Origin of the sequence: Enterobacter cloacae complex sp. 309I3 (assembly GCF_050031595.1) — a bacterium.
In the GTDB taxonomy this organism is placed as follows: domain Bacteria; phylum Pseudomonadota; class Gammaproteobacteria; order Enterobacterales; family Enterobacteriaceae; genus Enterobacter; species Enterobacter cloacae.
Window position 1 is genome coordinate 622,419 of record NZ_JBLGWI010000001.1, and the last position, 13,597, is coordinate 636,015.

General features: G+C 51.6%; 12 protein-coding genes and 1 pseudogene. 5 read left to right on the top strand and 8 right to left on the bottom strand.

Going from position 1 to position 13,597, the window contains the following annotated elements; genetic code table 11:
* The first annotated feature begins 97 nt into the window (after window positions 1–97).
* Window positions 98–1,468 (top strand): NAD-dependent succinate-semialdehyde dehydrogenase, encoded by a 1,371-nt coding sequence (locus ACQG22_RS02950; protein WP_058678937.1) that lies wholly within the window; start codon window positions 98–100, stop codon window positions 1,466–1,468.
* 41 nt (window positions 1,469–1,509) lie between these two features.
* On the opposite strand, the gene ACQG22_RS02955 is transcribed toward ACQG22_RS02950, so the two are convergent.
* Together ACQG22_RS02955 and ACQG22_RS02960 are read right to left on the bottom strand one after the other, a co-directional pair.
* Window positions 1,510–1,830, bottom strand: a complete 321-nt coding sequence (locus ACQG22_RS02955) for a hypothetical protein (protein ID WP_013095439.1) — start codon at window positions 1,828–1,830, stop codon at window positions 1,510–1,512.
* The gene (locus tag ACQG22_RS02960) at window positions 1,830–2,375 is read right to left on the bottom strand and encodes a YfaZ family outer membrane protein (RefSeq protein WP_013095440.1); all 546 of its coding nucleotides are present in this window, start codon (window positions 2,373–2,375) and stop codon (window positions 1,830–1,832) included. The genes ACQG22_RS02955 and ACQG22_RS02960 overlap by 1 nt, the downstream gene beginning before the upstream one ends.
* A gap of 402 nt (window positions 2,376–2,777) precedes the next feature.
* Between ACQG22_RS02960 and ACQG22_RS02965 the strand changes: the two genes are divergently transcribed.
* From ACQG22_RS02965 to ACQG22_RS02980, 4 genes and pseudogenes are all read left to right on the top strand, one after another.
* Window positions 2,778–4,136: an esterase-like activity of phytase family protein gene (locus ACQG22_RS02965; protein ID WP_141236769.1), complete on the top strand. Its 1,359-nt coding sequence runs from the start codon at window positions 2,778–2,780 to the stop codon at window positions 4,134–4,136.
* Window positions 4,137–4,485: 349 nt separating this feature from the next.
* Window positions 4,486–5,108 (top strand): annotated as a pseudogene (locus ACQG22_RS02970) (glycosyltransferase family 8 protein); the annotation flags it as partial.
* Window positions 5,100–5,378 (top strand): glycosyltransferase family 8 C-terminal domain-containing protein, encoded by a 279-nt coding sequence (locus tag ACQG22_RS02975; protein WP_426711601.1) that lies wholly within the window; start codon window positions 5,100–5,102, stop codon window positions 5,376–5,378. The pseudogene ACQG22_RS02970 and the gene ACQG22_RS02975, both read left to right, overlap by 9 nt.
* On the top strand, window positions 5,372–6,640 hold the full coding sequence (locus ACQG22_RS02980; RefSeq protein ID WP_102752465.1) for an O-antigen ligase family protein: 1,269 nt from the start codon (window positions 5,372–5,374) through the stop codon (window positions 6,638–6,640). Before ACQG22_RS02975 ends, ACQG22_RS02980 begins: the two co-directional genes overlap by 7 nt.
* Before the next feature lie 37 nt (window positions 6,641–6,677).
* Here the strand turns inward: ACQG22_RS02980 and yjiA are convergent, their stop codons facing one another.
* From yjiA to hpaB, 6 genes are all read right to left on the bottom strand, one after another.
* Complete coding sequence (gene yjiA, locus ACQG22_RS02985; protein WP_045902501.1) at window positions 6,678–7,631, bottom strand: GTPase; 954 nt, start codon at window positions 7,629–7,631, stop codon at window positions 6,678–6,680.
* Between the two features lie 10 nt (window positions 7,632–7,641).
* Window positions 7,642–7,845 carry a YbdD/YjiX family protein gene (locus tag ACQG22_RS02990; RefSeq protein ID WP_003856610.1) on the bottom strand — a complete coding sequence of 68 codons (204 nt, stop codon included), beginning with the start codon at window positions 7,843–7,845 and terminating at the stop codon, window positions 7,642–7,644.
* 114 nt (window positions 7,846–7,959) lie between these two features.
* Window positions 7,960–10,113 (bottom strand): carbon starvation CstA family protein, encoded by a 2,154-nt coding sequence (locus ACQG22_RS02995; protein ID WP_029882188.1) that lies wholly within the window; start codon window positions 10,111–10,113, stop codon window positions 7,960–7,962.
* A gap of 205 nt (window positions 10,114–10,318) precedes the next feature.
* The gene (locus ACQG22_RS03000) at window positions 10,319–11,221 is read right to left on the bottom strand and encodes a helix-turn-helix transcriptional regulator (protein ID WP_020688847.1); all 903 of its coding nucleotides are present in this window, start codon (window positions 11,219–11,221) and stop codon (window positions 10,319–10,321) included.
* A 178-nt stretch (window positions 11,222–11,399) separates the two neighbouring features.
* The gene (locus ACQG22_RS03005) at window positions 11,400–11,912 is read right to left on the bottom strand and encodes a 4-hydroxyphenylacetate 3-monooxygenase reductase subunit (RefSeq protein ID WP_020688846.1); all 513 of its coding nucleotides are present in this window, start codon (window positions 11,910–11,912) and stop codon (window positions 11,400–11,402) included.
* Window positions 11,913–11,929: 17 nt separating this feature from the next.
* Window positions 11,930–13,492, bottom strand: a complete 1,563-nt coding sequence (hpaB, locus tag ACQG22_RS03010) for a 4-hydroxyphenylacetate 3-monooxygenase, oxygenase component (protein WP_013095447.1) — start codon at window positions 13,490–13,492, stop codon at window positions 11,930–11,932.
* Window positions 13,493–13,597: the final 105 nt, after the last annotated feature.

Genomic DNA, 13,597 nt, shown 5'->3' on the forward strand with positions numbered 1-13,597 from the left:
CTTACTAAGAACCTTCCGGATATACCCAACTTTACGTCCATCACCCGTCATGTTGTCTACCCTTACTACCCTAAGCGGTAAAACATGGAGATTCGATATGGCTTATCAGACAGTAAATCCTGCCACCAACCAGCTCATCAAAGAATATCCCTCTCATACCGACGCGGATATCGAAGCGGCGCTGAAAGCGGCCGACGCCCTTTACCATTCGCAGTGGGCGAAAGGCGACATTGAACAGCGCCTGCCGGTGCTGCATAAGCTTGCTGACCTGATCGACGAACGCACCGAGGAGCTGGCTAAAATTGCCAGTCAGGAGATGGGTAAGCTCATCGAACAAAGCCGCGGTGAGGTGAAGCTGTGCGCGCAAATCGCCCGCTACTATGCCGATAACGCGAAGCAGTTCCTGGCCCCGGTGAAGTACCCGTCTGAACTCGGAGAAGCGTGGGTGGAGCATCACCCCATCGGCGTGCTGATGGCCGTGGAACCGTGGAATTTCCCGTATTATCAGCTGATGCGTGTTCTGGCACCTAACCTGGCGGCGGGTAACCCGGTGCTGGCTAAACATGCCAGCATCGTGCCGCACTGTGCCGAAACCTTTGCTCATCTGGTGCGTGAGGCAGGGGCGCCGGAAGGGGCATGGACCAATCTCTTTATCTCGTCTGAGCAGGTGGCGAACATCATCGCTGACGACCGCGTACAGGGGGCCGCGCTAACCGGCTCTGAGAAAGCGGGCAGCGTGGTGGCCGCGCAGGCGGCGAAGCACATCAAGAAATCCACCCTTGAGCTGGGCGGTAACGACGTTTTCGTGGTGCTGGACGACGCGGATCTTGATAAAGCGGTGAAGACAGGCGTGAACGCGCGACTTAACAACGCCGGTCAGGTCTGTACCGCAGCGAAGCGCTTTATCCTGCATGAGAAAATTGCCGATGCCTTCCTGAGCAAATTCACCGACGCCTTTAAGCAGGTGAAAATTGGCGACCCGCTGGATGAAAGCACCACGCTTGGGCCACTGTCGTCTAAAGATGCGCTCGAAACGCTGACAAAACAGGTCAATGAGGCGGTGAAAAAGGGCGCGACGTTACACTATGGTGGTAAACCGGTGCAGCGCGACGGGAGCTTCTTTGAGCCGACGATCCTGACGAATATCTCCCGCGACAACCCGGCGTACTTCGAGGAGTTCTTCGGCCCGGTGGCGCAGATATATATGGTGAAAAACGATGACGAGGCGGTCGCCCTGGCGAACGACTCCCACTACGGACTGGGCGGTGCGGTGTTCAGTCAGGATATTGAACGCGCGAAGAAAATGGCGTCACGGATTGAGACCGGCATGGTGTATATCAACTGGCTCACCGATACCGCACCGGAGCTGCCGTTTGGCGGCGTGAAGCGCTCCGGTTACGGACGCGAGCTGTCGGATCTGGGGATCAAAGAGTTTGTGAACCAGAAGCTGGTGGTGGTGCGTAAGTAAGCGGCAATAAAAAACCTGCCAGTAGGCAGGTTTTTTAGAGATTATTGCACTTCAATTTTATCCCAGCCGCTTTTGAACATGCAGCTGTCTACGAGGGTCGCCCTGCGATCCTCATTGGCGTCTTCAACCGTGTAGCTCGTGGAAATATCCTTTTTCTTGTTCTTCAGATCCGTTTTTTCCGAGTCCGAACCGGTCACGACGTTATCCGGGGGCAGATCGATCAGCGCCTGCGCTTCACATTCCGTGAGCTTTTTGTTCATTTCAGCGTCGCTGACGCCCGGTTTCACCCATTTGTACTGGACGCAGCCGGTGAGCAGAAGCGTGAGGCTCAGAACGCAAAGCGCGGTAATGCGGTGTTTCATCAGAAGGTGACTCCACCGCCAACATACGCACCGTCAATCAGGGTGTGGCCTGGACGACCGTCTTTACCATCAACGCTCACGTGGCGGTAACCCACTTTCAGGGTCACAGGTGTAACTGGCGTCCAGCTTACGCCGCCGTTGGCTTCAACGTAGTTTTTCACGCTGTTGTTCATCCCTTCTGGTGCCACGTAGCCTTCACCATACAGATGAATGCTGTCGGTCAGGGCAACGTTTACGCCGCCACCGATCGGGAACGCCACGCCGTTATCGCCTTTTTTCGGGCCGATATAGATAGCTTTTGCACCCGCGTTCAGCATGACCGGGCCAAGACCCAGGTTATAACCTGCACCCACACCGCCGGTCTGCGTACCGTCATCGGTGTTTTTCAGCCAGTTGCTTTCCACATACAGGCCGGATGAGGATTTACCCATCTCCAGGTTGAGGTTGGTAAAGTTTTTACCCTGCTCAACGCTGCCACCCAGAGCGAGTGCAGAACCCGATACAGCAGTCAACGCAGTCAGCAGAAGGATATTCAGTTTTTTCATCTCATATGCCTCGTCATCAATTTAATCTGGGCGCACCTTAACAAGCGATGTTAATGACTGCAAATGTGATGAAAGTCGCCGTTTTATGCTGGTTTTGTTAATTTTTTAATTTGGTGGTGTTGCGAGAGTGTTGGGTTGCGAGGTCGTCAACGGGTAATGATTTGGCGTTTAGAAAGTGTTTATTTTTTTAGCTAAACATAATCTGAACGAGAGCAGAAAGAGTGGTTCGCAGCGAATTAATTGGGTTTCTAATAATTTCCAGAAATGTTTCTGCTGTTACAGATAACAACAGAGCTTTACATTTCTTTGGCGCTCCGGCCCGCGCAATGTTGCCATTCGATGTCATTTTCCTGACACGTTTCTTCTTTACGGTGTGAGCTTCACTTTATGGATGCTAACAACATGAAAAGAAAAATTATTCCTGTGCTAATCGGTTGTGTGCTTTCTTTCTCTGCCCTCGCGGCGCAGCCTACGGCTGAGCGCTATGTCGTCAGTTTTCCAGAAGGCACACACGTGAACTACACCGGCGCGTTTGCCAGTGCATTCCCGAACGGGCTTCCGGTTGGGATAGGTTCTGGCCTGCTGTTCACCGGGAAACAGGGCGATGCCCTGACCTTCGCCACCATTACCGATCGCGGTCCGAACGCGGATTCACCGAAAGTGGGTAAAAACGAAGCCAAAATTTTCGTTACGCCAGATTTCGCGCCGCTGCTGATGACGATTCGTGTACAAAACGGCAAAGCGGAGGCCATTGATGCCCGTCCTCTGCATGACGATAAAGGCGCGATCAACGGTCTGCCGCTGGAAAGCGACGTGATTGGATCCACCAATGAAGTGGCCTTCAGCGACACGTTAAAGAGGCTGAAGGGGGATAATCGCGGGCTGGATACGGAAGGGATCACCCCGGACGGTAAAGGCGGTTACTGGCTGTGCGATGAGTATGGCCCGTTTCTGATTAACATCGACAGTAAAGGGAAAATCCTGGCGATCCACGGTCCGCAGGCGGCAGAAGGGGAAAAAGCAATTGCGGGCGGTTTGCCAAATATCCTCAAATGGCGTCAGGCGAACCGCGGCTTTGAAGGCCTCACCCGTATGCCGGACGGGCGTATTATTGCCGCCGTGCAAAGTACGCTGGATATCGACGGTAAGAGCAAGAAAAAGGCGCTGTTTACGCGTCTGGTGAGCTTTGACCCGGCAAGCGGGAAAACCGCGATGTACGGTTATCCCATCGACAGCGCGGCCTACAGCAAAAACAGCGACGCTAAAATCGGCGACATCGTGGCGCTCGATGACCAGCACATCCTGCTGATTGAACAGGGAAGTGATAAAAACGACGGAATGCGTAACCTGATTTACAAGGTCGATCTCAGTAAGGCGAGCGACCTGTCAGGTTTCGACAAGCCGGGCGAGTATCCGGAGTTTGATGATGAGAAAACCCTGGCACAGCGCGGCATTACCCTTGCGCAGAAAACGCAGGTTGTTGATCTGCGCGCCCTGGGCTGGCAGCAGGAAAAGGCTGAAGGGCTGGCGCTGATCGACAGCAAAACGCTGGCGGTGGCGAACGATAACGACTTTGGCGTGAAGGTGGCGATGCAACATCCGGTCGAGGGCAAGAAGCTCAAGGATTATCGGGTGAACGCGGAAGGAAAGCTGACGCTGGATGATAAGCCGGTTGAGACGACCCTCAGCGTGAAGCCGCTGGAGAAACCGGAGTCTGACAGTGAGTTGTGGATTGTGACGCTGCCGGAGGCGTTGGATTGAAAACGAGCGGCTTGCTGTAATCCACCAGCCATGAAGTACTAAAGCACTGCAGTCATGTGAAAGTGATTGCAGTGCTTTTTTATTTACTTTTCATATGGATATGATTAAATTTTCTTTATACCTCTTAGGTTTAGCCTGTTTTTTAAACAAAATAGAGAAAGTACTGGGGAAGAAACTTATAATTTGTTATCGTATGTATTATAAGTATTTTTGAGCTATATAAATAATGATGAATCCGACTACTCTTAATTTAAACGAATCTTTATTGAACTTGCAAATATTGGATTTTAATTTAGATACAGAAGTCCATTACTCTGCAGTAGTTTATGGCGTTGATGGCAATTTTTTGATGCACTGTGGGATTTCGTTGTTATCTATAGTTCAAAATACAACGGAAAAAACGTTACATTTTTTCATTATTACTGATCAAAAAAATGAGGTTGAATTTGCCAGGTTGCAATCCGTCATAGAAAATACGCAGCATGCGCTTACGATTATTATCATCTCTGCTGAAACGCTGACTATTTTGCCAAAGACATCAGTTTTTCCTGTTGCAATTTATTTTCGTCTTTTAGCTCCATATTTAATTAAAAATTATCGTTATTTATTATATATTGACGCTGATATTGTAGCATTGAATAGCATTTCTGATTTAATAGAGGATTATAAACCTAGGAATAGTATTTGTTGCGCAGTAAGGAACCAGAGCAGCAATTGCTATTATCAAAATCTATTAATATTTCGGATGGCGATTATTTCAACTCTGGTATGCTCTATATCAATGCTCTGAATTGGAATGAAAACAATATTTCGCAAAAAGTTATTGAATGTTTATTGGAAAGAAGAACTGAATTTAAGTATTTTGATCAGGATGCCCTAAATGTTGTTCTACATAAAAGAGTTATGTTTGTTGATGAAAAATATAATCGGCAAATTAAGACGGGGCATAAGAGTGCAGATTTTATGTATGAACCACCTCAAAAAACAATTTTTCTGCATTATGTTGGTAGTGATAAACCATGGCAACTTTGGAATCAACAGAATATTAGTGCTCACTATCGCAAGTATAAAAAATTATCCCCCTGGCGTGATGTTGCGGATGTTGAACCACGTTGTGCTAAAGAATTAAAGAAATACTATAAAATGCTCCTTATCAAAAAACAGTTTGTTGAGGCTTTCTATATTTTTATTAAATATCATTTTGTACGTCTCCTTGAAAAGAAGGCAAAAAAGTCATGTTAAGTCGTGCGTATATTAAAAAGTTAAATGTAAATCTTATTTTCATTCTTATTGTGTTTTCTATTGCTAGCGATCTTTTCATGGAGGCATATCCAAGAAAACTATTCTATATGAGTTGCTATCTTTCTATTTTGGGACTTGTTTTATTGGAGAGTTGGAACAACTTTCGTCAGTGGCTGTTTGATAATAGGATAGCTATGACTTTTATATTAAGTATTGTGCTTCTTGGGGCCAGTAAGTTGATATGGTCTATAAGTTTTTCGTCAGCGCATTTGCAAGATATAAAGGATAATTACTATGCTGGTGGAAAGTTGCTTATCCTGGCTGGTCTAATAGCTTTTTATTTGCTTAAATCTGTTAGCGAGATAACTGTTCAAACCTGGAAATTTGCTGCTTGCATTAGCCTCGTGTTAGGTATAATTACAGTTTGGTTCGGTTATCAACAACAAGCTATAGGTGTAAATAGAATCAAACTTTTGGCCGATGCGGCAACAACAGCTGCTTATATAATAGTTATTCAGTCAATAGTTTGTATGTCTTTATTTAAAAAAACTATCGCAAAACCGTCGTGGCGGATGTTAAGTTTTGCGGTAACATTTATTGTGTTTTCTTATTTGTTATTAATGACTGAAACCCGTGGTGCCATAGGTACTTTTTTTATTGTATGCTGCGTTTTAGCCTGTATTGAGCTTAGAAACGTAAAATTTCGATATTGGTGTCTGGCTGTATTGACGATATCGGTTATTGGATGCGGCATAGCCTATAAGATGCAAAAGAGAATTTTGGAGGCATATGATAATATACAGCAACTTCAAAACGATAATGCTAATACATCATTGGGAGCACGTTTTGTAATGCTCGATGCAGGATTTCATGTAGCAAGCGTTTCTCTTTTTGGTCAGGATGCTGAAGATCGTTATAATAAAGCAAAGCTATATATTTCGGAAAATTACAAAAGTCGAGAGGCAATCAGAGTCATTAAGTATCATTTTCATAATGAAATAATAGAAAGCTTTAGTTTGCAAGGGATTTTTGGAGTTGTTTCTCTGCTTTTATTCTATATTTGTTGTGTCATGGCATCATTTGTAAAAAATAACCGATTAAATTCTGGGTTGCTGCTTTATATTACAGCGCTACTCTTAATGGGACTCACTGATGTCCTGCTCATTCAACGAAATACGGCTATGGTGATTGGTGCTTGTGCAGTAGTCTTACTTCTCTGCCAGAGTGCAAAGAATAAAAATTTTGCAAACCTTGATCGTTAGGTTAAACAGGGTCACTTGTATGTGACCCTGAATTATCTTATTTCCGCAGCCCCGCAAACGCCGCCCGGATTTCCTCTTCCGGCAGTTGGATACCGATAAACACCATCACGCTGCGCGGTGTCTCGTCGCCCCAGGGTCTGTCCCAGTCCGCGCTGTACAGCCGCTGTACGCCCTGGAACAGCAGGCGGTTTGGTTCGCCGTCGATCCACAGCATGCCTTTGTAGCGCAGCAGTTTATCGGCAAACGACAGCAGCAGGTTCTCCATCACGCGGGAGACCTCGCTGATGTCTACCGGGTAATCCAGCTCCACCACAATCGACGCTACGTCGTTCTGCTTATCCGCCATAAAGTGAAAACGCGGTTTTGAGGTGACATGCTCTTCCAGCATAAAACCGTTGGTGTTGAACAGCTGAGACAGGTCGATATCGCCGTGCGTCACGGTGTATACCGGCGCGCGGGCGTTGATGCGTGCGAGGCGCTCGCGCAGTTTAACGCTCTCGCCCGCCACGTCGGTTTTGGTCAGCAGGATGCGGTCGGCGTAGCCCACCTGAGACTGGGCGATGGTAAACTGGTTCATCTGATCGTCGGCGTGAACCGCGTCGACCAGGGCAATCACGCCGTCCAGCAGGTAGCGCTGGCAAAGGATGTCATGCGAGAAAAAGGTCTGAATAATCGGGCCGGGGTCGGCCATGCCGGTGCATTCAATCACCAGACGGTCGAAGTGGATGTCCCCACGATCGCGGCTGTCGAGCAGGTCCAGCAGGGCATCTTCCAGTTCGTTAGAGCGGGTACAGCAGATGCAGCCGTTGGTCAGGGTTTTGATCTGCGTGGCGCGATCGCCAATCAGCTGGTCGTCAACGGAGACTTCGCCGAACTCGTTTTCGATCACGGCGATTTTGAAACCGTGCTGCGCGTTGAGAATGTGGCGCAGCAGGGTGGTTTTACCGGCGCCGAGGAAACCGGTCAACAGGGTGACGGCAATCGGGGTCATGGTCTCTCCTTTAGCAGCAGCGGACGCCGCCTTCTCCACTTCCGCCGTAGCGCGCTTCCTGACGCTCGCGGAAGAATTCAGTGTAGGTCATGTAGGGCTTATCCGGGTGGTTGGTTTTCATATGCTCAACGTAGTTGTCATAGTCCGGAATGCCAATCAGCATTTTCGCTGCCTGACCGAGGTATTTTTTTGCTTCGCCTAAGTTACCAAACATTGTGGATTCCAGACAGGAAAAGCCCCTCACCCTAACCCTCTCCCCATAGGGGAGAGGGAACTTTTACACCCTCTCCCCTATGGGGAGAGGGCTGGGGTGAGGGGTATTAGTAGATTAATGGTGCGAAGAGGTCTTCACGCCGCCTTCCGGTACCGGCACGTACGGGGTCTCTTTGTCCGTTCGACCTTCAGCGTTACGCACTTTCATCCAGGTTTTGATGCCGTAGAAGATAATGCTGTACACCACCACCAGGAACAGAATGCTCAGACCCGCGTTGGTGTAGTTGTTCACCACGATATGGTTCATGTTGGCAATCTGCTGGGCGGTGAGATCCGCGCCACCGGCGGCAATTTTCGCTTTGTACTGGTTAGCCATGTAGAAGAAGCCTTCCAGCTGCGGGTTGCTGCTGAACAGTTTCAGACCCAGCGCCCAGGTGGTGCAGAGCAGCAGCCACAGCGCAGGCACCACGGTGACCCAGATGTATTTGGTGCGTTTCATCTTCACCAGTACCACGGTGCCGAGCACCAGGGCAACGGCTGCCAGCATCTGGTTAGAGATACCGAACAGCGGCCACAGGCTCTTCACGCCGCCGAGTGGGTCAACAACGCCCTGGTACAGCAGGTAACCCCACAGGCCAACGCAGCCCGCAGTACCCAGCACGCCCGCCACCAGAGAGTCGGTTTTCTTCAGGAACGGCACGAAGTTCCCCAACAGATCCTGCAGCATAAAGCGGCCTGCACGGGTACCGGCGTCCAGCGCGGTGAGGATGAACAGCGCTTCGAACAGAATACCGAAGTGGTACCAGAAGCCCATGTCCGCCCACGGCAGTACTTTGTGGAACACGTGTGCAATACCTACCGCCAGCGTCGGTGCACCACCGGCGCGGTTCAGCACGGACGGTTCGCCGATGTCTTTCGCGGTCTGCATGATCTGCTCAGGCGAAATCACAAAGCCCCAGGAGCTGACGGTCGCCGCCGCGTGGGCGCTGGCGTCCTTCAACTGCGCCATAATCAGCGCCGCGTTGTCACCGCCCATCTCATGCAGGTTTGGCATGGTGATGCCCAGGCCTGCCGGCGGGGTGTTCATCGCGAAGTAAAGACCCGGTTCGATGATAGACGCAGCCACCAGCGCCATGATCGCCACGAAGGATTCCATCAGCATGGCACCGTAACCGATGAAACGCGCGTCGGTTTCGTTGGCCATCAGCTTCGGCGTGGTGCCGGAGGAGATCAGCGCGTGGAAGCCAGAAACGGCACCACAGGCGATGGTGATAAACAGGAACGGGAACAGGGCGCCTTTCCACAGCGGACCGGTACCGTCAATGTACTGGGTCACCGCCGGCATTTTCAGTTCAGGGTTGATGATCACAATACCGATCGCCAGCCCGACGATGACGCCGATTTTCAGGAAGGTCGCCAGATAGTCACGCGGAGCCAGAATCAGCCATACCGGCAGAAGGGCAGAAATAAACGCGTAACCAATCAGGGCAAAGGTGATGGTGGTGTCTTTAAAGGTCAGCGCCGGACCCCAGTACGGGTCGTGCGCAATCACACCGCCGAAGTAGATAGAGGCAACCAGCAGCACGATACCAATGACCGACACCTCGCCGACGCGGCCAGGGCGCAGGAAGCGCATGTAGATCCCCATGAACAGCGCAATCGGCACGGTAGAGCAGACGGTAAAGACGCCCCACGGACTTTCAGCCAGCGCTTTCACCACGATTAATGCCAGCACCGCGAGGATGATGATCATGATCAGGAAGCAGCCGAAGAGGGCGATGGTACCCGGCACGCGGCCCATCTCTTCTTTGATCATCTCACCCAGCGACGAACCGTTACGGCGCGAGGAGATAAACAGCACCATAAAGTCCTGCACCGCACCCGCCAGCACTACACCAGCGAGCAGCCACAGGGTACCCGGCAGGTAACCCATCTGCGCGGCCAGTACCGGGCCGACCAGCGGGCCAGCGCCTGCAATGGCGGCAAAGTGGTGACCAAACAGCACATAGCGGTTGGTTGGCACGTAGTTCAGGCCGTCATTGTTAATGACCGCCGGGGTGGCACGCGTCGGGTCGAGTTTCATGACCTTCTGCGCGATGTATAAGCTGTAGTAGCGATAAGCCACAAGGTAGACGGAAACCGACGCGACCACGATCCACAGGGCGCTTACGTGTTCGCCCCGGCGTAATGCGACAACCGCCAGACAGAAAGCGCCGAGGATCCCGAGTAAGGCCCAGGGCACGTGCTTCAGTAGTTTTTTAGTATCCATAGTAAGACCTGGTTTTTTATGTAAAGAAAAAAGGGTCAGGGTTCGTTGTGAGGAGGTATTGAGTAATGCTGGAGCGATCGTGCCAGAAGCTTGCGCGCGTAAAGGGGAGAAAATGGGTGAGTGGTTGAAAGTGCCTGGTGAGCGGTCAAAGGGGGCGGCGAGTGGTTCAGGCTCGCCGCCAGCGGGAGAAATAATGTGATACAGATCACCCGGTTACCGTGGCTGCGCTCCCCGCCAGGTAGCCTTCCAGCGTTTTAACCAGCTTTTCCTTAAGCCAGGCTGGCTCCAGGATCTGAATGTTGGGTAACCAGTAGAACAGCAGCGGCAGGATCTGGTTTTCATGTGCTGCCTGACAGCGCAGCGTCACGCCGTCGTGTTGCTCCTCCAGCAGCTCTTGTGCCGGGAGGAGATCGCGGCGCAGGAAGTAGTGTGAAATATTATCCTTAATAAATATTTTCACCTCGAAAGTATCTTCCGATACCCACGGATCGAGGTTTTTTTCCAACAGCCCGATCACATTTTCGTCCGGCGTAAAGGTGCGTTTCTGAATATCAAGCCAGCGAATCTGACTCAATGAGAAGGATTTTAACCGGCTATTTTCGGTAGCTTGTAAATACCATATATTTTTTTTGTTAATGAGTTTATAGGGGTTAATCAGCCGGGTTTTGCCTTTATAAACGATCTGGCAAACATTACAGTTTTTAATCGATTTTTCAATGTTGGATAAATGGCGACGAATATCACGTTCCGCCGTGTGCTCCGCCTCGTTGGCGAGAATAAGAATATGATTTTCATCAACGCGGTTTTCGAGTTTCTCCCAAAACTCCGCGTTTCTTTCGGGGAAAAAGCTATCAGCATTCAGGAAGTTAGCAAGGGTATGGTGTAATCCTTGTCCGCCGGGCGATTGCGCGGAATGGATCAGCCGATATAGCCCGTTTCCGGTATGTTCCACAATCGGGGAGAGCGCATTTAAATCCCGGTAGACGGTACGCTCGGTAATATTAAATTTCTCCATCAGCGCACTGCGGTTTATCACACCGTTTAAATGTAGCTCAAGGAGAATATCGACCAGACGTTCAGCCGAGCGGCTCCGCGTCGTTTTAGCCATAAGGTCTTCCTGTATATTAGGGTATGCGCTGAATGATGCGGGTAGCACTGACACAGCGTGTCAGTATTCAGGCACAGAAAATTTCTCTTATGGCTATATAACGGCGTGATTTAGCGGAAACCTTAGGAATTTTTGCAGAAAGGCGCGCTGGCCTCAGGAGGGCCAGCGCGAGAGGGGATCACACGGCTGCTTCCGGCTCCATCATTACCGGGTGGAAACGGCGTTTGAAATAGATCAGGCCGTGGCCCTCTTCACTGAGGATGATATTTTTAATTTCAACAAGATAAACCAGATGCGTGCCGATGGTTTGCACCTGACTTATCTCGCCTTCCAGGCTTGCCAGCGCCCCTTTCAGCACCGGTTGCGCCAGCGGACCTTTCTGCCAGCAGGAGAGGGTAAAGCGCTCCTCCATGGCCATCCCGGTCATACCGGCGAAGTGGCGAGCCATGATCTCCTGCTCGTGGTTGAGCACATTCACGCACAGCTTGCCGTTGCCCTGAAACACCGGGTTCATGGCGCTGTTGGCGTTGATACAGACCATGATCGACGGCGGGGAATCCGTTACCGAGCAGACGGCAGTGGCGGTGATCCCGCAGCGTCCGGCATCGCCCGCCGTGGTGATGACATTCACCGCGGCCGACAGGCTGGCCATGGCGTCGCGAAAACGCAGGCGTTGTTCATCTGAATGCATTGAAACCTCCCGCTGCGTTATTTCAGCAGCTTGTCCAGCATGTTGATATCGCTGTTGTTGTGCAGGTGTGGCACCGTCCAGCCGTGTTGGTCGTACTCAGACATGCAGCGGTCGACCATCGCCATCATTTTGTCCATGTTGCCGGAGCTTTGCGCCTGGCGCAGACACTGCAGGCGAATTTCGTCCTGGCTGCCGGAGTAGTTGATCTCATACAGCTCGTGACGGCCGCCAAATTCGCTGCCGATGGCATCCCACATCAGCTTCAAAATCTTGATGCGTTCGACGTGATCCATGCCGTTGGAGCCGCGCACGTACTTCGCCAGATACTGATCGATCTGCGGGTTGTTCAGATCCCGTGCGCTGGATGGCAGGTAGATCAGCCCGCTGGTGACGTTGCGTTCGATGATGTTTTTAATCTTCGCGTAGGCCATTGGCGCCATTACGCGATAGGTTTGCAGCGCCGCGTGATCCGGCAGGTACGCACCGTTCACCCACGGCGTGGCTTCGGAACACATGGAGTCGCTCAGCGCCCAGAACATATTGCGCCAGGCGACCACTTCGCCGAGATCTGCCTGCACGCCGCGGAACTCCAGGGTGCCGGTACACTCCAGCGATTTTTTCAGCAGGGCGGTGATGAAGTCGAGCTTCACCGCCAGACGCACGCAGGCCTGCAGCGGGTACATGCGGGCAAAACCGCCTTCCATAGTCCAGCGACGGCAGCGGTCGAAATCGCGGTAGATCAGCACGTTTTCCCATGGGATCAGTACATTATCCATCACCAGGATCGCGTCGTTCTCATCAAAACGGCTGGAGAGCGGGTAGTCGTACGGCGAGCCGGTAGCGCCAGCCACCATCTCGTAGGAGGCGCGGGAGATCAGCTTCACCCCTTCGGCGTCCATTGGCGCGACGAACATGAGCGCAAAGTCCGGGTTTTCGCCCATCACCTGCGCGGAGCCAAAGCCGATCATGTTGTAGTGGGTCAGCGCGGAGTTGGTGGCAACCACTTTGGCGCCGCTGACGATGATCCCGGCGTCGGTCTCTTTTTCCAGCTTGATATAGACGTCTTTCACCTCGTCCGCCGGTTTGTGGCGGTCGATAGGCGGGTTGACGATAGCGTGGTTAAAGTACAGGCCGGTTTCCTGAATGCGGGTATACCAGTTACGGGCATTTTGCTCAAACTGGCCGTAGAAGGCCGGGTTTGCGCCGAGCGCGCAGCCGAACGCGGCTTTGTAGTCCGGCGTGCGGCCCATCCAGCCGTAGCTCAGGCGAGACCACTCGGCGATGGCGTCCCGCTGCTGACGCAGGTCGTCGGCGCTTTTCGCCACGCGGAAGAACTTATGGGTGTAACCGCCGCTGCCGGTGTCGGTGCCCCAGCACAGCGTATCCTGCATGTCAGGTTTGTGCAGCGCGTCGTACATCTGCGCGATGGAGGCCGCCGCATTGCGAAACGCCGGATGGGTGGTGACGTCTTTAACGCGCTCGCCGTAGATATAAATCTCGCGGCCATCCTGCAGGCTTTTTAAATACTCTTCGCCGGTTAACGGGCGTTTGGTATCAGCGCGGAACTCTTCAGGCTTCATAGGGACCTCGTATCGGAATTGGTTTGTTAAATTTATGTTTTGTTTTTGTTGTTTAATTGAAGCGTGAGAGGGGCGGAACGTGAAGGGACGATTGGGACAACGGCA